Below are 19,469 nucleotides of genomic sequence, written 5' to 3'. Positions count from 1 at the left end.
TCCCCGGCTACCGGAAGCGGCCGGCCCGCTCGCCCAGCTGCCGGACCGCGGTCTCCCACGCGCGCGTGACCGCCTGCCGGACGTACGCGTTGGCCGCCGCCGTGTCGTCCGACACCGGGGTGCGGGCGCCGACGTGGACGTGCACGCGGGGGCGGCGCACCGGAGCCGTCACAAGCCCCGCAAGCTGCTTGGAGGGAGAACCGGAGACCACCCGGCGGGCGCCGGCCTGCCCGAGGGGGATCACCTGCGCCCCGGTCGCGGACACGAGCCGGGAGACACCGCTGCGGAAGGGGCCCGGGGCCGCCTCCCCGGAATCCCGGCGCGGCGGCAGGCGACCCTCTCCGTAGATCAGGATGAGACGACCGTCGCCGAGCGCCGCCGCCGCGCTGTCCAGGGCCTCGCCCGCCCGCACGGTGCCGCGGTGCACCGGTATGTGGCCTTCACGGCGCAGCACACGGCCGAGGACCGGAACGCGCCACAGCCCCGCGGTGGCCAGCACCACCGGACGCACACCGAGGCGGTGCAGCGCGGCCAGCACGATCGCCGGATCGGCCAGCGACGTGTGGTTCGCGACGATGATGCTGCCCGGGGCGAAGTCCGTGCCGGCGTCGGTGGTGACGGTCAGCCGGCCGAAGGCGGGCACGACCCGGGTGGCGATGCTGCTGAGCATGGACGGTCCTCGGTCAGGTGCGAAGGTGCACTGACAGTCTCGCCCATCGATGCCTCGCGACCCGGGGTCGACCTCGGTGGACGCGCCGCCCCGGGTCACGAGGTGGGCTGGAGGAGGAGCAGGGCGATGTCGTCCGCGTGCTGGCCGGTGGGGCGGGCGCGCCGGACGAGGCTGTCGATGAGGTGGTGCAGCGGCAGATCGCTCGATCGGGCCAGGTGCCGCGCGAGGTCCGCGGTGGTGCGGCCGACGTCCGCGCCGGGCGTTTCGACGAGACCGTCGGTGTAGAGGGCGAGGATGGACCCGGCCGGCAGCGGCTGGGTGCTGAGCGCGTAGGGGAGTTCGACGCCGATGCCCAGCGGGGGTCCGGGGTCGACGGCCACGACTTGGGGATCCTGGCCGGGGCGGTGCAGGAGCGGCGGTGGATGGCCGGCGCTGGCGAGGGTGACCTGCCGTCCGGCGAGGTCCACCTGGGCGTAGAGGCAGGTGATGAAGCGCCCGGGGTCGAGATCGGCGAGGTCGCGGTTGGTCCTGGCGAGGACCGTGTCGGGGCCCGCGCCGGCGGTGGCGTGCGAGTGGATGGCGGTGCGCACCTGCCCCATGAGGGCGGCCGCCGTGACGTCATGGCCCTCGACATCGCCGATGACGGCCGCGGCGGTGGTGTCGGTGAGCCGGATGAGGTCGTAGAAGTCGCCGCCGATGTCCATGCCGTAGCTGGTGGGCAGATAGCGGGCGGCGACGTTCAGCCCGGCCACGGTGGGCAGGGCGTGCGGCAGGAGGCGCTGCTGGAGGGCGTGGGCGAGGTTGTGCTTGGCGTCGTAGAGCCGGGCCCGGTCGAGGGCCTGGGCGATGAGGCTCGCCAGCGGGGTGAGGATGGCGCGCTCGTCGGTGGTGAAGGTGTGGGGGTGGTCGTAGGCCAGGACGCAGCATCCGACGGGGCGCCCGGAGGTGATCAGCGGCAGGAACGCCCAGGCGTGCTTGTCGCTGAGCTGCGGGGTGTCGGGGTAGTCGCGGGCCAGCTCGGCGCGGCTGGCGAAGAAGGACGGGCTGCCGGTGGCCAGGGCCCGTCCGACGGGGGTGAGTTCGGCGTCCATCTGGAGCCCCTCAAGGCGCTCGACGACGTCCGGGGCGTAGCCGTGGTGGCCGATGGCCTTCAGCCGGCCGGCCTCGGTGGTGGACACGATCAGGCCGTCGGCGCCGAAGGTGGGCAGGATCAGCTCGGCGATCAGGTCGACCACGTCCTGCACGCTCACCGTCTCGGTCAGCGCGGCCGCGAGGTGCACCAGCTGGTGGATCCGGCCCGCGGCGGCCGCGGTGACCGTCGCCGTTCCGGGCGGTGGTCGGACCTCGGAGCGGGGGCGCTCCACGGCGGTGTCCTCGGCGTCGACGAGGATGCTGATGCCGCTGGCGTCCGGATAGAGGCGGAGCGTGAGCCATCGGTCCGGCGGGCGCGCCACGGCGAGGGTCGCCGGCTCGCCACTGAGCCAGGCCGCGCGGTACGTCTCCGCGCAGACGGGGTCGCCGAGCCAGGGCACCGACTCCCACAGCACACTGCCGAACAGGTCCTCGGGCGTACGGTCCAGCAGGTCGAGGGCGGCGTGGTTGGCGAAGGTGACACGTCCTTCGAGGTCCAGGGCCAGGGCACCGGTGGGCAGTCGTTCGACCAGGTCGGCCGCCGCGAGCGCGGACCGCACCGGCCGTTCGGTGGCGAGTCGCACGGGGACCACGCGCGGCCGGTCCGGAATGACCGGGGGGTGGGACGCCTCATCCAGTACGCGGGCGACGCGCCGGGCGCTGAACGCCACCTGGCCGCGCTCCCGCCGGGAGATCCGCGAGGACCGACCGGCCGGCCACACCAGCGACAAGGCGCCCCAGCAGCGCTCGGCGCCGCGCAGCGGGGCGCAGGCGATCGCCATCCGATGGGGCGCGGCCGCGGCGCCGCGCGGGTACAGGCGCGCCATGTCCTCCTGGCCGCCCACCCACACCAGGCGGTCCTCGCGCACCGCCTCCGGCGCCGGGCTCTGGCGGGTGATCGACAGCCGCCACCACGGCTCGGTGATCTCGCCCGGCGCGCCGCACGTCACGGCCAGCACGAGAAACCGCTCGTCCTCGTCGAGCAGATAGACGCCTCCCCCCGACGCGCCGGCTCGGTGCACGGCCCGCACCAGGGCCTCGTCCAGCAGACCGGCCACGTCCGGCCGCTCACCGCGACCGGGCACCGCGTCCCTCCACGCCGTGGTCGTCCGGCAGCCCGTCGCCGGCCCCGTCGCCTTCGGCGCCGAGGCGAGCCCCGTTCGGGTGCGGGCGCGCCGAAGCGGCCGGCCGCACGTGCCCACGCCGCAGCGCCACCACGCGACCCGCGCAGCGACAGGTGTCCATAGAGAGACCATAAGTCCGAACGGGAGGGGCGGCATGTCGGTGGGAAAACCCGATGCCCCGGCCCGCGCCGGATCTCTACACTCGCCGTGCGCGCCACCACGAGAAGGCGGCGCGCGGCCATGAGTTGACGTGGAACGAGTGAGGGGAGCCGACCGTGCGACACCGCACCGACGTCGTCGTTCCCTCCTCGCGGTATGACGTGATCCTGGTGTCCCGGTCCGCCCGGTGCCGGCTGCGCGGCCGGCTCCGGATGCCCGCGACGAACACCCGATCCTTCGTCTGACCCCCGCCTTCCCGGCTCGCCTCGGCGCCGCCGCGCGAGTCGGGTCCGGGTCGGGGGTGTGTCCGTCCGCGAATCGCGCCGCCCTTCTCCTCATGACCGACGAAAGGCCCCGGGCCGTGCGTACCGACCTGCACCACCGTTCCCCCGATCCGCTGACGACCGTCCGCAACCTCGGCATCCTCGCCCATGTGGACGCCGGCAAGACCACCGTCACCGAGCGGTTCCTCTACCTGACCGGCGCGACCCACAAGCGGGGCGAGGTCCATGACGGGACGACCGTCACCGACTTCGATCCACAGGAGCGCGACCGTGGCATCACCATCTTCGCCGCGGCGGTGAGCTGCGTCTGGGCCGGCCATCGGATCAACCTGATCGACACCCCGGGCCATGTCGACTTCTCCGACGAGGTGACGCGCTCGCTGCGGGTGCTCGACGGCGCGATCGCGGTGTTCGACGCCGTCGCCGGGGTCGAGCCGCAGAGCGAGGCGGTCTGGCACGAGGCCGTCCGGTGCGGGGTGCCGCGGATCGCCTTCGTCAACAAGCTGGACCGGGCGGGCGCCGACCTGGACACGGCCGTCGCCTCGATCAGGGACCGGCTGCGGACGGTGCCGCTGGTGACGCAGTTGCCGATCGGGCGCGAGCAGCACTTCACGGGCGTGGTGGACCTGCCGCGGATGCGCTCCCTGGTCTGGGGCGACGACCGGGGCACCTTCGTGGAGGGCCCGGTCCCCGAGGAGCTCCGGGAGGAGGCGCTGCGCCGGCGCCGGCTGCTGGAGGAGACCGTGGCGGAACTCCATCCGGCCGCGCTGGAGGAGTTCTGCGCCTCCTCGGAGGTCTCCGCCGACACCCTCGCGACCGCGCTGCGCGACCTCACCCACAGCGGTGAGGGGCTGGTGGTGCTGTGCGGCTCGGCCTACCGTGACCGCGGTGTCGAGCCGTTGCTGGACGCGGTCGTGGCGTATCTGCCGTCGCCCCGGGACGTGCCGGCGGTACGCGGCACCCTGGACGGGGCGGCCCAGGAGCGGGCCGCCGACCCGGCGGCGCCGTTCTCCGCGCTGGTCTTCAAGGTGAACTCGACCGCCACCGGCCGGCTGACCTGCCTGCGGGTGTACTCGGGGACCCTCCGGAAGGGGGACACCCTGCTGGACATGGGCGCGCGGCGCACCGAACGGATCGGCCGGATCCTGCGGCTGCAGGCCGACCGGCACGAGGAGATCGACCTGGCCACGGCCGGGGACATCGTGGCCGTGGTCGGGCTGAAGGCAGCCCGCGCCGGGACCACCCTGTGCGCGCCGTCGGCGCCGCTGGTGCTCGAACCGCCGCGTGCCACCGATCCGGTGGTCTCGGTGGCGGTCGAGGCCCGCGGCAGCCTGGAGACCGATCGGCTGGCCGCCGCGCTGGGGCGGCTCGTCGAGGAGGATCCGTCGCTGGTGTCGCGGAGCGACCCCGAGACCGGCCAGACGGTGCTGTCGGGCATGGGCGAGCTGCATCTGGAGGTGGCGGTGGAGAAGATACGCCGCGACCACGGGCTGGAGGTCGGCGTGGGCCGGCCGCAGGTGGCCTACCGGGAAACGGTGGCGCGCGGGGTGTCCGGGCTGGTCTACCGGCATGTCAAGCAGGACGGCGGGGCGGGCCAGTTCGCCCATGTGGTCCTGGACGTGGAACCGCTGGAGCTCGCCCCGGGCTCCGCCGGCGCGTTCGTCTTCCGGTCCACGGTCGTCGGCGGCCGGGTGCCGCGGGAGTACGTCCGCGCGGTGGAGGCGGGCTGCCGGGACGCCCTCGCCGAGGGGCCGCTCGGCGGTCACCCGGTGACCGGGCTGCGGGTCACCCTGACCGACGGGGCCACCCACGTCAAGGACTCCTCGGACCTGGCCTTCCGGACGGCGGGCCGGCTGGGGCTCCGGGAGGCGCTGCGTGCCGGGGCGATGGCGCTCCTGGAACCCGTGGCGGAGGTCACGGTCACGGTGCCCGACGAGGCCGTGGGCGGGGTGCTCGGTGACCTCGCGGCACGGCGCGGCGGGATCTCGGGCTCCACGACGCGGGGCGGTGCCACCGTCGTCGACGCCACCGTGCCGCTGGCCGAGCTGTTCGGCTATGCGACCCGGCTCCGCAGCCGTACCCAGGGCCGAGCCACCTTCACCAGCCGGCCCGCCGGTTACGCCCGCGTGCCGGCGGCGGTCTCGCGGGGGCTGCTGACGCGGTAGGGGCGGCGCCGGTCCCGTCCCGACGGACGGGGCCGGCGTACCTGTGCAGGGATGTGACGGTTGATCAGTTGGAACCCGGCGTCGCCTGGGCGGACCACGACGGCCGGCTCTCCTGAGCGGCCCCGGCCGCGGGCTCGCGGGGTGGGGCGTCAGGCCCCGCCCGGCGGGCTCGCGTCCGGCGGCCGTACTCGAACCCGCCGCGGTGGCTCGGCGCCCCCGCGAACACGGTGGAGGCTCGCGCCCGGCGCGTCGCCACGGGGGCCGCGGCGGGTACGGGCGCGGGGCGGGGCCGCCGAGCCGGTTTCGGTCAGCGGCCGGTGGCCGGCAGGCCGTGGCCGCCTCGCCCGGCGTAGACGGCGTCGTAGACGGGCCGTTCGCCTTCCTTGTCGGAGGGCGGGCTCTGCCTCTCGCCGTCGGCGACGAAGGTGGTGGAGCCGCCTCCGTCCAGGTTCAGCGCGTCGACGGCGCCCAGGTCTGCCATGATCTTCGCCAGCTCGTGGATCGGCACACCGAGGCGATCGCCGTCCTTCTTGGACGTGACGGTGACCAGGAGGGTGCGCCCCTCGCTGTCCGTGCCGATGGCGGTGCGCGGGTCGAGCTTCTTGTTGTCGCCCGGTTTGGCCACGACCTTGCCGTTGCGCATCAGCAGGTGGGTCCCGTTGACCACGTCGATGGACGGATGGGCGGGGTCGAGGGCCAGCCTCTCGTCGTCAGCCGTGTCGGCGGTGAAGCCGATGTCCGTGGCGCGCTGCGTGTAGCGGAGCTTCATCCCCACCTTGGCGTGGTCCCGCAGCCACTCGGCCCCGGATCCGGGGTCGCTCTTCGGTCCGATTCCCTGGAGCACCATGCCCTTCGCGGGGACGTCCAGGGGCACCTTGGTGGACTGCTTTTTGACGACCACGCCCTGTGCGTTCAGCTGGACCTGGACGCCCTCTGCGTTGTCCGCCCCGACCCAGGAACTGTGGCCGGGCTTCGGCGTCTTCAGGCCGTAGGCGGAGGTGAAGGCGACGATCTCGCCGGCGTCCTCGTAGTACGGGCCGGACGTGATCGCCCGGCCGCGCTCATCGAGGTAGATCTTCTTCCCCTTGGCGTCCTTCTTGAAGGGAAGGGGCCGATCGTCGTCGCCCTGGCGGCAGAACGAGATCCATCCCGGGTATCGGTTGACTCCGTCGACGGAGCGCCTGGCGCCGTCACTGGACCTGATCTCGATCGAGGTGGTGATCCTCGTGAAGTGCGGCCGGCCGTGCTGAAGGACGACGGCGTTCTGCCCCGTGAGACAGGAGGCGCCCTGCACGACGTCCTCCTGGATCGAGGCCACCAGCGGGACCGACCGCTCCTCGGAGACCCCCTTGCCCTGGGCGTTCTGGCCCTTGAAGGCAACGGAGTAGCCGCCGTTGACGCCGACGTACGGCGCGTTGGTCTTGCTGGTACCGACCGTCTTCAGCATCGCGGAGGTGGTTTCCCGCACCCCCACCCCCTCGCCCACCGTGCTCCCCAGGGAGATCGCGCCCTTGTCGGGGTCGATGACCGCCACGCGGACGACGAGGCGGTCGGACTTCTTGGAGCTGGAGTACGTCGTCCGCTCGATTCCGTCCGTCACCACCAGACGATGGGCGTTCAGCCGATCCAGGACCGAGGCGACGTCGTTCCCCTTGGGACCGGGTATCGGGGGCGTCGCGCTCGCCGCGGTCTGGGTCAGGGCCAGCGTCGCCAGGGCGACGGGCACGGCCGCGACACGGCGCGTGCGGAGGCGGCCGTCGGGGCGCGTGGTCTTCGCCATGGTCAGCACTTCGATTCCTTGTCGGCGAGCTTGTGGGAGCTGATGGACGACTGGTAGGCGTACGGAAGGGTCGTCTCCTGCCCGGGCAGCACGACATAGGCCCGGAACAGCGCGCGGCCGACCTTCCAGGTCCCGGTGTAACCGGGGTTGGGGTAGAAGCAGGCGACCTTGGTCGAGCGGTTCGACACGGACACGACCTTGTTGTCCCAGGTTCGCGAGTAGTCCGCGTTGCCCAGCACCCCGTTGCCGAGGTCGTCGGGCTGCGTCGTCACACCGGCGACACCGCGCCCGCTGGGACCCTGGAAGATGCACACGCGCTTGGTCTCGCAGCGTTCGAAGCCCGTCGCGCAGCCCGACACCGACGTGGCGAACTTGTGCGAGGCCAGGGCCATGGGCTTGCCGTTCCGCCCCTTGGGCAGGTCGGCCCCGGCCTGCTCGGGGAGGACGGGCCGTATGCCGTCCCCGCCATAGCTCGGGGCCTCGTACAGACAGGCCCAGGAGTCGGTGTTGTTGCGGTAGGAGGCGAAGGTCTTGCCCTTCAGCTTCGCGTCCTTGCCGTAGTCGGCCCTGGCCGCGGTGTCGACCGAGACCATGGCGCCGCCCCCACGGGCCCCGGTGTACAGGCAGAACGCGTTCTTCGGGCAGTCGGCGTACGCCGCTTGGGCCGACCCGGACTGCAACCACACCAGAGCCGCGGCCAGGAGCGTCACCGTCAGCCCCACAGCGGGCAGGCGACGACCAAAGGATTGTTTGATCATGTTCACGGTCGGGAACGATATAAGGTTTCGCCCTCGTTGAGGGGCACAAGCCCCCGGCGACTGTCACCCCGTCAACTGACGTCCTGCCGCCGCGATGTCCGCCACCGCGAGACGCCCCGGTGGCATGTCTCAGGCGTCGTCCAGCACCGCCCGGATCACATGCCGGGCGTTCCGCGCCATCGCGGGATTCGTCTTCCGGTAGTACGGCAGCGCGACCAGCGCCTGTGAGAGCGTCCGCCCCCGGCCGCGGATCCAGGTCGCCTCGTCCACGGCCAGCGCCTCGCGGAAGACGTCCCGCGCCTCGGCCGGCAGCAGGTTCCACGCCGGGAACAGATCACAGGCCGGATCTCCGCCGCCCACACAGCCGAAGTCGATCACCGAGGCCAGTCGGCCACCGCCGTCGACCAGCACATTGCCCGGCATCAGATCGGCGTGCAGCCACACCGGCGGTCCGTCCCAGCCCGGGGCCCGCAGCGTCTCCTCCCACACGGCGGCCGCGGCGTCGCAGTCGACGCCCTCCTCCGGGATCTCCCGCAGCCGCTCGATCGCCGCGCGGGTCTCCGCGTCGAGCGAGGCGACCGGCCCGCCTCGGTGCGCCCTCGGCGCGGCCGGCAGGGTGACGCTGCGCATCGCGACCACGAACGCGGCCAGATCCTCGGCCAGCGGCACGGGGGCGCTCAGCGCCCCCGCTTCGGGAAGCTCGCCCGTCAACCACCGGTAGACCGACCACGACCACGGATACCCCTGGCCCGGCACCCCGGCCCCGAGCACCTCCGGGATGCGCGTGGGCAGCAGGGGCGCGAGACGGGGCAGCCACTCCCGCTCCAGCGACACGTCCGCGGCCCCGCCCCGCACCAGCGGCAGCCGAACGACCATGTCATCGCCCAGCCGGTACATCGCGTTGACCGTGCCCCCGGACGGCCATCGCTCCACCGTCAGCCCCGTCCATCGGGGGAACTGTTCGGCGATCAACCGTCGTACCAGGTCGTCGTCGATGGGATGCGTCCCGGGGTGCATCTGCCCCGTGCTCATGGACGTCATCCGACCACCGCCCGCCGACGGGCGTCAAACGCCTTCCGCCGGCGCCCCGTTCGGGAGCGGCGTCGGTCTTCCCGCCCGGTGGGGCGACGGCCCCCACCGCCGACACGGCCCCCCGTCCGCGACGGGGGGCCGAATCGAGGCTACGACCGGCGCGGCACCGGGATCACATAGCGGCTGAAGACCAGCTCACGCAGGACGTCGTCGCCGCCTTCGACGATCGAGACGTAGCGGATGTCCCGGAGCAGCTTTCCGACGGGCGTCTCGCTGGTGTACCCGAGTCCGCCGAACATCTCGGAGCCGACGCTCGCCACGTCCCAGCCCGCCTGACCACAGAACATCTTGGCCGTCAGGGCGGACTTGAGCGTGCCCTGCCGGGCGAAGACCGTGGCCGCGTCGGGCCCCGTCATGATGGTGTCGTAGTCACGAGCCGCCCTGAGGCAGTGGCTCTTCATGACGTCGATCTGCATCTCCATCTGGCCCAGCCGCTGCGCGAGGACCGGGCTGTCCAGCAGGGTGCCGTCCCGGAACGGCTTGTGCTTGGCGTAGTCCATGCAGTGGTCGCGGACCCGCCGGGCGACTCCGATGGCGGTGGCCGCGATCAGGATCCGGCTGGCGTTGAGGCCGATCTCCAGCAGTCGGAGCCCGGAACCCTCCAGCTGGTTGGCGGCGGGCACCCGGCAGTGGTCCAGCCGCACCTGGTAGGTGTGCGAGGCGCGCACACCGATGACGTCCCACCGCTTGACGATCTCGACGCCGGGCGTGTCCCTCGGCACCAGAACGGCGAGGTACTCCTCGGGGTCGTCCGCCGACCTGGCGACGACCACGAGGAAGTCCGCGAAGTCGGTGTTGGTGGAGAAGGACTTCTCGCCGGTGATGACGAGTTCGTCACCGTCCCGGGTGACCATCGTCTCGATCTTGCTGAGCTCGCTGCCCGCGTTGCGCTCGCTGCCCAGCGTCGCGCAGAACGATCCGCGCTCCACCATGGGCTTCAGGTAGCGGGCCTTCAGCTCCTCGGATCCGTACAGCTGCACCATGCTGGTGCCCAGGACCGAGATGAACAGCGTGAACGCCACGCCGGCGTCGCCGTAGGCGATCTCGTTGACGATCTCGACACTGTCCTCGAGGCTGAGTCCTCGGCCGCCCATCTCCTCGGGCAGCCACCAGTTCGCGAGCCCGGTGCCGCGGAACGTGTCGTACACCTCCAGGGGCTTCTCCGTCAGCGTGTCCGTCTGCGCCTGGCCACCGCCCAGTCCGTCCTTGACGAACCGGCGAACGGTCTTGAGATCTTCTGACTTCATCGTCCTGCCATTCATTCCGTGAACGCGCGCTGGATGAGGTTCTCGACGTCGAGGGCGTCGATCTCGTCATCCACCTGGTCCGCTGCCATGTCCTCGTCGTCGCCCCGCGGCTCTTCGTCCACCGCGTCCTGGGGGAACAGCCGCTCCCGCAGGTGTTCCGCCAGGGCCGCCGGGGTCGGGTAGTTGAAGATCACCGTTGCGGGGATCTGCAGCCCGGTGTCCTTCTTGACCTCGTTGCGGAACTCCACTCCGCTCAGCGAGTCGAAGCCGATCTCCTTGAAGGACAGGTCGCCGTCGATGTCGTCGGTGGAGGGGTAGCCCAGCACCATCGCCGCGGTGGTGAGCAGCAGTTCCAGCAGCTCGCTCGACTGCTCCTCGGGCGACAGCTCCGCCAACCGCCGTACGAGCGGCAGCTCGGTGGGTTCCTCGGCGGGCTCGCGGCGCGGCGCCGCGACCATCCCGCGCAGCAGCGCGGGCACGGTGTCCAGTCGGCGCAGCGCGGTCTTGTCGAGCGTGGCGGGAACCACCGTCGCCGTGTCGAGCGCGAGCGCGGCGTCGAACAGGGACGTGCCCTTCGCCGCGCTCAGGGGCACGATCCCCAGCCGCCTGAACCGCGACAGATCGGCCTGGCCGAGCGTGCCCGCCATGCCGAGCTCCCAGGGACCCCAGGCGAGCGAGGTCGCCGGCAGGCCGGCGGCCCTGCGCCGCGCGGCGAGGGCGTCCAGGAACGCGTTGGCCGCGGCGTAGTTCGCCTGGCCGGCGGTGCCGATCGTGCCGGCGACGGACGAGTAGAGGACGAACGCCGACAGCCCCAGGTCCTCGGTCAGTCGGTGCAGGTGCCAGGCGGCGTCGACCTTCGGCCGGAGCACCCGGTCGAGCTGCCGCGGTGTCAGCGTCTCCGCGCCGGCGTCGTCCAGCACGCCCGCCAGGTGGACCACCGCGGTCAGCGGCGACTCCGCGGGGATCTCCGCGATCCGTTCGGCCAGCGCGTCCGGGTCGGCCACGTCGCAGGACGCCTGTGTGACGTGGGCGCCCAGCGCGGACAGCTCCGCGACCAGCTCGGCCGCGCCGGGCGCCGCCGCGCCCCGCCGGCTGAGCAGCAGCAGGTGACGCACCCCGTGTTCGGCGACCAGATGGCGGGCGAACAGCGCGCCGAGGGCACCGGTGGCGCCCGTCAGCAGCACCGTGCCTCGCGGGTCCCACGTCGGTCGCTCGGCCGTCGCCGGCGGCGCCGGGGCCAACCGTGGCACGTACGCCACGCCGCGGCGGACCGCCAACTGCGGCTCGCCGGACAGGTCCAGCGACTCCAGCGCGTTCAGCGACTCCTCGCTGCCGTCCGTGTCGACCAGGACGAACTGGTCCGGGTGCTCCGCCTGGACCGACCGCACCAGGCCCCAGACCGGCGCGCAGGACAGGTCGGGGGTCTCGTCCGCGGTGACCGCCACCGCGTGACGTGTCACGATCACCCGCCGGGTCCGGCCGAACCGCTCGTCGCGCAGCCACTTCTGCACCAGCTCGAGCACCTCGTGCGCGGTCGCCCGCGCCGCCGCGGGGACGTCCGCCGCGTCGCCGCCGGCGGCCACATGGGTGAGCTCCACGTCCGGCGCCGGCCGGCCGGCGCCGGAGCCGGCCGCGGCCGGCTCGGGCAGCGGCGTCCAGTCCACGGCGAACAGGGAGTCGGCCGCGCCGCCGGTCAGCTGCTCGACGGAGGCCGGCATGACCGCCAGCGACGCGACGGTCAGCACCGGTGCGCCGCCGGGGTCGGTGATCCGCAGGGACACCTCGTGGGGGCCCGTACGGGAGATCCGGACCCGCAGCTCCGTGCCGGCCGGCGCGTGGAACGTCACCCCCGACCAGGAGTACGGCAGCAGCACCTGGGAGGAGTCCGAGCCGGCCAGCAGGGACAGCATCGGGTGCAGGGCCGCGTCGAACAGGGCCGGGTGCAGGGCGAATCCGGGGGACGCGGGGCGCAGCTCGTCGGGGAGCCGGACCTCGCCAAAGACCTCGTCCTCCTGGCGCCATGCGGCGCGCAGCCCCTGGAAGGCCGGCCCGTACGCGTAGCCGCGGTCGACGAGCTCCGGGTAGAAGCCGGTCAGCTCGACCGGCGTGGCTCCCCGCGGGGGCCAGGCGTCGGAGGTGGAAGTGTCCGGTACCGGAGCCGGGTCGGTGGACAGGTATCCGGTCGCGTGCCGGGTCCAGGGGGACTTCGCTCCGGCGGCTGCCCCGCCCGTCGTGGATACCGCGGATGTCGCGGGTATCGCACGGGAGTAGACGCCGATGGGGCGCCGGCCTCCCTCCTCGGCCGCGCCGACGACGATCTGGAGCTGGACGGCCTCGTCGCCGAGCGTCAGCGGCGCCTGCAGGGTCAGCTCCTCGACGCTCCGGCAGTCGACGCCGTCCAGGGTGTGCAGCGCCATCTCCAGGAAGGCCGCCCCCGGGAACACCACGTTGTCGAAGATGGCGTGGTCGGTCAGCCAGGGGGCGTCGGCCGACGAGACCCGGCCGCTGAAGACCAGCTGGTCGCCGACGGCGAGGTCGGTGGCGGCGGCGAGGAACGGGTGCTCGATCGCGGCGAGCCCCGCGCCGCCGACGTCGCCCTGCGGTCGCGCGGGCTCCGCCCAGTACCGCTGCCGTTCGAAGGCGTAGGTGGGCAGCTCGACCTGGCGTCCGGAGACGCCGAGGGCGGTGAGATACGACCGCCAGTCGATCGGGACGCCCGCGACGTGCAGCCGCGCCAGCGCCTCGGCCACCGCACGCGACTCGGACCGGTCCTTGCGGACGATCGCGACCACGGGCAGGTCCGGTGCCGACTCGGCCAGGGCCTCCTGGGCCATGGCGGTGAGGACCCCGTCGGGGCCGGCCTCGACCAGGGCCTCGGCGCCGGCCGCCACCGCGGCGCGCACGCCGTCGCCGAACCGTACGGCCTCCCGTACGTGCCGCACCCAGTACTCCGGCTGCTCCAGCGCGCCGTCCTCGGCCAGGTCGCCGGTGACGTTGGAGACCACCGGGATGCGCGGCGCCGCGTACGTCACGGACCCCGCCACCCGCCGGAACTCCTCCAGCATCGGCTCCATCAGCGGCGAGTGGAACGCGTGCGAGACCCGGAGCCGCTTCGTCTTGCGGCCCTCGCCGGCGAGCGTCGACTCGATCCGCAGGACCACGTCCTCGGCACCGGAGATCACCACGGAGGTGGGGCCGTTCACCGCAGCGATCGAGGCGGAGTCGCCGTGGCCGTCGAGCGCGCCGCGGACCTCCTCCTCGTCGGCCTGGACCGCCACCATCGCCCCGCCGCGCGGCAGGGCCTGCATCAGCCGGCCGCGGGCGGCGACCAGACGGGCCGCGTCGGCGAGCGAGAACACCCCCGCCACGTGCGCGGCGGCCAGTTCGCCGATCGAGTGCCCGACCAGGACCGCGGGCGCGATCCCCAGGGATTCCAGCAGCCGGAACGCCGCCACCTCGAACGCGAAGAGCGCGGGCTGCGTCATCGCCGTCTCGTCGAGCAGCCGCGCCGGCTCCGAGCCGGGCTCGGCCGCCACCACGTCGTCGATCGAGTGCTCCAGCAGCGGGTCGAGCGCGGCGCAGACCTCGCGCCATGCCTCGGCGAACACCGGGAAGGTCCGCACCAGGTCCCGGCTCATGCCGAGCCGCTGGCTGCCCTGTCCGGAGAACAGCACGCCGACGTCGGTCGCGGCGGTCGCCCCGCCGCCCACGATCACGCCCTGCGCCCGGTCGCCCCGGGACAGCGCCTCCAGGCCGGAGAGCAGCTCCGCCCGCCCGGAGCCCAGCACCACCGCGCGGTGGTCGAAGGCCGTACGTCCGGTGGCCAGCGTCAGCGCCACATCGCCCGCCCGGGGGGCCCGCTCGTCGGAGACCGCCGCCCACAGGCGCTGTGCCTGACGCGTCAGCGCGGACGCGCCGCGTCCCGACACCAGCCACGGCACGACGCCGGCCGGCTCCTCGGGCGACGCGTGCCCGGCCCGGCCCTCGTCAGTGGCCTGGGGGTCCTCGTGAGGGGTCTGGTCCTCGGGCTCGTCGAGGTCGCCCTGTTCGAGGATCACATGCGCGTTGGTGCCGCTGATCCCGAACGACGAGACGCCGGCCCGGCGCGGCCGATCGGCCACCGGCCACGCCTGCCGCTCGGTCAGCAGCTCCACCGCGCCCGACGACCAGTCGACGTGCCGCGACGGCTCGTCGACGTGCAGCGTCCGCGGCAGGACACCATGGCGCATGGCCATGATCATCTTGATCACTCCGGCGGCGCCCGCCGCGGCCTGGGTGTGCCCGATGTTGGACTTCACCGACCCGAGCCACAGCGGACGCTCACGGTCCTGCCCGTACGTCGTCAGCAGCGCCTGGGCCTCGATCGGATCGCCGAGGGTGGTGCCGGTGCCGTGCGCCTCGACCGCGTCGACATCCGCCGCGGACAGACCCGCGCTCGCCAGGGCCTGCCGGATCACCCGCTCCTGCGACGGGCCGTTGGGGGCGGTGAGTCCGTTGCTCTCGCCGTCCTGGTTGATCGCCGAGCCGCGCAGCACCGCCAGCACCCGGTGGCCGTTGCGTCGCGCGTCCGACAGCCGTTCCAGCACCAGCACACCCACGCCCTCGGACCAGCCGGTGCCGTCGGCCGCGTCGGCGAACGCCTTGCAGCGACCGTCGGCCGACAGCCCGTTCTGCCGGGCGAACTCGACGAACATGCCGGGCGTCGACATCACGGTCACGCCGCCCGCCAGCGCCAGGGAGCAGTCTCCCGACCGCAGCGACTGGGCCGCCAGGTGCATCGCCACCAGCGACGACGAACACGCCGTGTCGACGCTCACCGCCGGTCCCTCAAGGCCCAGGGTGTAGGCGATACGGCCGGACACCACGCTGGTGTGGCCCCCGGTCAGGGCGTGCCCGCCGAGCTCGTCGTCCACCTCGTGCAGGCGCGGGAGGTAGTCCTGGCTCATGGCGCCCATGAAGACCGCCGTCCGGGTCCGGCGCAGCGCCGCCGGATCCTGGCCGGCCCGCTCCAGTGCCTCCCAGGCCACCTCCAGCACCAGCCGCTGCTGCGGGTCCATCGACAGGGCCTCGCGCGGGCTGACGCGGAAGAAGCCCGCGTCGAAGTCGGCGGCGTCGGCCAGGAAGCCGCCCGCGCGGACGTGGTCCGCGCCGGGGTCGATCCGCCAGCCGCGGTCCTCCGGGAACGGCGAGATGGCGTCCGTGCCGTCGGCGACCAGCCGCCACAGGTCCTCCGGTGAGGACACGCCGCCGGGGAGCCGGCAGCTCATGCCGATGACCGCGATCAGGTCGTCGTCGGCGGCCGCCTGGTGGGGCCGCTGGTCGGCGCCCTGCTCGGCGGCGGGACCGCCCAGTTCCTCGCGCAGATGCCGCACGAGCGCGGTGGGCGTCGGGTGGTCGAACAGCAGCGAGGTCGGCATCCGCAGCTCGGTCGCGGTGCTCAGCCGGTTGCTCAGCTCCACCGCCGTCACCGAGTCGAAGCCGAGCTCCTTGAAGGTGCTGTCGGCCTCCACCAGCCTCGGGTCGGCGAGCCCGAGCACGGCCGCCGCCTGGGAGCGGACCAGCGTCCACAGCTGCTGATCGGTCATCCGGGCCGGCGCCCCCGGCGCGGCGTCCGCGACCGCGAGATCCGAGGACTCGGCGGCCCCCGTCTCCCCCACCGTGACGGGACGCGGCGCGGGCGACTCGGCGCGCTCGCCGCCGACCCAGTACGCCTCCCGTTGGAAGGCGTAGGTGGGCAGTTCCACCCGGCGGGCGCCCTCGAACAGCGGCCGCCAGTCCACCCCGACGCCCTTGGTGTACAGCTCGGCCATGGACAGCAGCAGCCGCCGCGGCTCGTCCTCCTGCCTGCGCAGGGTGCCCTGCACCACCGGGGTGGCCTCGGTCTCCGCGGCGGCCACGGTGTCCTGGAGCGCCATGGTCAGCACCGGGTGCGGGCTGACCTCCACGAACACCCCGTGTCCGGCCTCGGCGAGCGCCGTGACGGTCTCCGAGAGCCGTACCTCCTGCCGGAGGTTCCGGTACCAGTACTCGGCGTCCAGTTCGGCCGGGTCCACGCGGCCGGCGGTGACCGTGGAGTAGAACGCGACCCCGCTGTCGGTCGCCGTGATGCCCTCGGCGACCCGCAGCACCTCGTCCCGGATCGCCTCCACGTGCGCGGAGTGGGAGGCGTAGTCGACCGGGATGACCCTGGCGCGGATCCCGCGCGCCTCGCACTCGGCGACGACCTCGTGCACCGCCTCGACCTCGCCGGAGATCACGACCGCGTTCGGGCCGTTCACCGCGGCGACCGAGACCCGGTCGCGATCCACGTCCGCGGCGGGCATGGCCAGCGACGCCAGCGTCCCGCGGCCCGAGAGGCCGGCGTTGATGGCGAGGCTGCGCCCGACCACCAGTCGGAGACCGTCGGACAGGGAGATGATGCCCGCCGCGCAGGCGGCGGCGATCTCGCCCTGCGAGTGCCCCACGACCGCGTCGGGCACCAGGCCGACCGAACGCCACACCTCGGCCAGGGACACCATCACCGCGAACAGCGCGGGCTGCACCACGTCGACGCGGGCCAGCGCGGCCTCGTCGTCGAGCACATCCCGCAGCGACCAGTCGACGAGCCCGTCCAGCAGCCGCTCGCACTCCGACATCCGGGCGGCGAACACCGGCGAGGACTCCCACAGGCCGCGCGCCATCCCGAGCCACTGGGAGCCCTGCCCCGGGAACACCCACACCACGCCGGGCCCGGCGGCGACGGAACCCGTCACGATGTCGGCCGAGGCCTCGCCCGCCGCCAACGCGGCCAGGCCGTCCAGCAGTTCGGCGCGGTCCGCGGCGACGACGACGGCGCGGTGCTTCAGCGCCGATCGGGTCGTCACGGCGGAGTGGCCGACATCCACCGGCCGCAGCTCCGTGTCGGCCTCCAGCCACTCCCGCAGCCGCCCGGCCTGGGCGCGCAGCGCCGCCGCGGACCGGCCGGACACCACCACCGGAACCGGGGCGGAGGGCTCCGGTCCGGGCTCGGGCTGCTCCGGGACGGGGTGGGCGGCGACGACGAGGTGGCAGTTGGTGCCGCCGACGCCGAACGAGCTGACGCCGGCGAGCCGACGGCCCTCGGGCCACGGCCCGGTGGCCGCGTTCACCTCGAGCTTCCACCGCTCCATCGGTATCGACGGGTGCGGCTCGGCGAAGTTGAGGCTCGCCGGGAGGACGTCGTGCTTCATCGCCAGCGCGACCTTGATGAGTCCGACGACTCCGGCGGCGGCGTCGAGGTGCCCGATGTTGGTCTTCACCGAGCCGACGAGCAACGGCTGCCGCTCGTCGCGGGACGGGCCGAACACCGATCCCAGCGCGCTCGCCTCGACCGGGTCGCCCGCCCTCGTGCCGGTGCCGTGCAGTTCGACGTACCGCACCTGCTCGGGCTCGACCCCGGCGCGGGCGCACGCCTCCCGCAGCAGTGCCTGCTGCGCGTCGCTGTCGGGGACGGTCAGCGCCTGGCCGTCCCCGTCGTGGTTCACCGCCCCGCCGAGCAGGACGCAGTACACCGGGTCGCCGTCGGCGACCGCGTCCGCCAGCCGCTTGAGCACGACCACGCCGGCGCCCTCGCCCCGGACGAAGCCGTTGGCGCGGGAGTCGAAGGTGTAGCTGCGGCAGTCGGGGGAGAGCGCGCCCGCCCGCGCCAGGGCGAGCGTGCTCTCCGGCACCAGGTTCAGATGCACACCGCCGGCCAGGGCCAGCCGGGTCGTCCCCGACAGCAGGTTCTCGCAGGCCATGTGCACGGCGACCAGCGAGGAGGACTGCGCGGTGTCCACGGTCACGCTCGGCCCGTGGAAGCCGAGGTGATGGGAGACCCGGTTGGCGATCACACCACGGCTCAGTCCGGCCAGCGAGTGGTGTGAGACGGCGTCCGGGCCGTGCCGGTGGACGAGCGAGGCGTAGTCGTCGCCCGTGGCACCCAGGAAGACCGCGGTGGAGCTGTCGCGCAGGCTCTCCGGCGCCGCGTGGGCGTCCTCCAGGGCCTCCCAGGTCAGTTCGAGTGCCAGGCGCTGGCGCGGGTCCATGGCCGCCGCCTCGCGCGGGGAGATGCCGAAGAACCCGGCATCGAAGTCGGCGACGCGGTCGAGGAAGCCGCCTCGGCCGAACCGTGCCAGCTCCGGGATGTCGTACCCCCGGTCCGCCGGCGCGTCGGTGATCGCGTCGACACCACCGCGCAGTAACCGCCAGAAGGCGCGGAGGTCGTCGGCCCCCGGGACTCGGCATGCCATGCCGACGACGGCTATCGCTCGCTCGTTCTCCGGGATCCTCTGGCCATCGGGCCGTCGCTCGGCCCTGTTCACGTGCATAAGTTCCGGATCTCCCCAGTCCCCAAAGTGAGCTTCGCCATCCGAGATGAGCGAGGCTCACGCGTCGTTACGTTGTCGCGGCGTCGACCGCCGCGGAGACGACTCGCGTCACCCCGCGGCCTGCCGCTGCCACCTGCGCTCGATCGACCGCATCAGCCGCGGATAGACGACCGCGACCCGCACCGGCTTGATCGCGGCCATATAGGCCGTTCCGAACAGGCCGTTCGGCTTCACCAGCGCGGCCATCTGGCCGCGGTAACCGCCGGCCGGGTCCTTGACCCAGCCGACGTGCATCAGCACATGCACGGTCTTGTTGGCCAGCTCGGCCACGTACTCGTTGTCCGTCCGGTAGACCGCGGTGAACGGAGCCGCGCGGAAGTCCGGTCCCCGCGGCCCCTCACGGAGGTCGGCCGGCAACCGATCGCGCAGCGAGGGCACCCGGTTGCCGAGCCCGGTGTCGGCCTTGTCCCAGCCGAGCAGCGACCCGAGCCGCCAGCGGATCGCGAAGAGCGCGCGGACGACCGGGTTGGCGTTGTGCGCGCCGTCGCCGGACGTCATCTGCCGCACGAGTTCGTCGAGTCCGTCGGGACCGCCCGGTGTCGGCAACGCCCACACGTCCTCGACCTTGAAATCGCTCGCCAGTTCGTGAATGCGCCAGGGCTGCGAGGTGTGTGCGGAATTCGGGAGCCTCATGTGTGGATCTCCACCCATCTCTGATCGATCTTACCTCGA

Annotated in this window: 10 protein-coding genes; 2 read left to right on the top strand and 8 right to left on the bottom strand. The window is 73.3% G+C overall.

All coding sequences use genetic code 11. The features are described 5' to 3' along the window. Positions 1-7 precede the first annotated feature (7 nt). On the bottom strand, positions 8-670 hold the full coding sequence (locus tag LRS74_RS30345; RefSeq protein ID WP_277744007.1) for a lysophospholipid acyltransferase family protein: 663 nt from the start codon (positions 668-670) through the stop codon (positions 8-10). Between the two features lie 95 nt (positions 671-765). Further along, on the bottom strand, positions 766-2,886 hold the full coding sequence (locus tag LRS74_RS30340) for a SpoIIE family protein phosphatase (protein WP_277744006.1): 2,121 nt from the start codon (positions 2,884-2,886) through the stop codon (positions 766-768). 314 nt (positions 2,887-3,200) lie between these two features. Here LRS74_RS30340 and LRS74_RS30335 point away from each other — a divergent pair, with 314 nt between their 5' ends. Both LRS74_RS30335 and fusA read left to right on the top strand, forming a co-directional pair. Continuing rightward, complete coding sequence (locus LRS74_RS30335) at positions 3,201-3,329, top strand: hypothetical protein (RefSeq protein ID WP_277744005.1); 129 nt, start codon at positions 3,201-3,203, stop codon at positions 3,327-3,329. 92 nt (positions 3,330-3,421) lie between these two features. Next, positions 3,422-5,533, top strand: coding sequence for an elongation factor G (gene fusA / locus LRS74_RS30330; protein ID WP_277744004.1), 2,112 nt, complete (start codon positions 3,422-3,424; stop codon positions 5,531-5,533). Positions 5,534-5,840: 307 nt separating this feature from the next. Here fusA and LRS74_RS30325 read toward each other — a convergent pair whose 3' ends face one another. The 6 genes from LRS74_RS30325 to LRS74_RS30300 all read right to left on the bottom strand — a co-directional run bounded on the left by LRS74_RS30325 (position 5,841) and on the right by LRS74_RS30300 (position 19,430). Further along, the gene (locus tag LRS74_RS30325; protein WP_277744003.1) at positions 5,841-7,313 is read right to left on the bottom strand and encodes a phosphodiester glycosidase family protein; all 1,473 of its coding nucleotides are present in this window, start codon (positions 7,311-7,313) and stop codon (positions 5,841-5,843) included. 2 nt (positions 7,314-7,315) lie between these two features. Further along, positions 7,316-8,035: a peptidase inhibitor family I36 protein gene (locus tag LRS74_RS30320; RefSeq protein WP_277744002.1), complete on the bottom strand. Its 720-nt coding sequence runs from the start codon at positions 8,033-8,035 to the stop codon at positions 7,316-7,318. Positions 8,036-8,200: 165 nt separating this feature from the next. Continuing rightward, positions 8,201-9,103: an aminoglycoside phosphotransferase family protein gene (locus LRS74_RS30315; protein ID WP_277744001.1), complete on the bottom strand. Its 903-nt coding sequence runs from the start codon at positions 9,101-9,103 to the stop codon at positions 8,201-8,203. A 149-nt stretch (positions 9,104-9,252) separates the two neighbouring features. Next, positions 9,253-10,410, bottom strand: coding sequence for an acyl-CoA dehydrogenase family protein (locus LRS74_RS30310; RefSeq protein ID WP_277744000.1), 1,158 nt, complete (start codon positions 10,408-10,410; stop codon positions 9,253-9,255). Positions 10,411-10,421: 11 nt separating this feature from the next. Beyond that, entirely contained in the window at positions 10,422-18,737 is an 8,316-nt protein-coding gene (locus LRS74_RS30305; RefSeq protein WP_277743999.1) for a type I polyketide synthase, read from the bottom strand. A 108-nt stretch (positions 18,738-18,845) separates the two neighbouring features. Continuing rightward, a complete protein-coding gene (locus LRS74_RS30300) occupies positions 18,846-19,430 on the bottom strand; it encodes a DUF2867 domain-containing protein (protein WP_277743998.1) in 585 nt (194 codons plus the stop codon). Positions 19,431-19,469: the final 39 nt, after the last annotated feature.

This window comes from Streptomyces sp. LX-29 (assembly GCF_029541745.1).
GTDB lineage: Bacteria > Actinomycetota > Actinomycetes > Streptomycetales > Streptomycetaceae > Streptomyces.
This window is presented reverse-complemented; position numbering and strand designations above follow the sequence as displayed.

Bases quoted from the DNA above. Each gene is read 5' to 3' on its own strand.
- LRS74_RS30345 (WP_277744007.1), bottom strand. From the start codon at position 670: ATGCTCAGCAGCATCGCCACCCGGGTCGTGCCCGCCTTCGGCCGGCTG.
- fusA (WP_277744004.1), top strand. From the start codon at position 3,422: ATGACCGACGAAAGGCCCCGGGCCGTGCGTACCGACCTGCACCACCGT.
- LRS74_RS30325 (WP_277744003.1), bottom strand. From the start codon at position 7,313: ATGGCGAAGACCACGCGCCCCGACGGCCGCCTCCGCACGCGCCGTGTC.
- LRS74_RS30315 (WP_277744001.1), bottom strand. From the start codon at position 9,103: ATGAGCACGGGGCAGATGCACCCCGGGACGCATCCCATCGACGACGAC.
- LRS74_RS30310 (WP_277744000.1), bottom strand. From the start codon at position 10,410: ATGAAGTCAGAAGATCTCAAGACCGTTCGCCGGTTCGTCAAGGACGGA.
- LRS74_RS30305 (WP_277743999.1), bottom strand. From the start codon at position 18,737: ATGCACGTGAACAGGGCCGAGCGACGGCCCGATGGCCAGAGGATCCCG.
- LRS74_RS30300 (WP_277743998.1), bottom strand. From the start codon at position 19,430: ATGAGGCTCCCGAATTCCGCACACACCTCGCAGCCCTGGCGCATTCAC.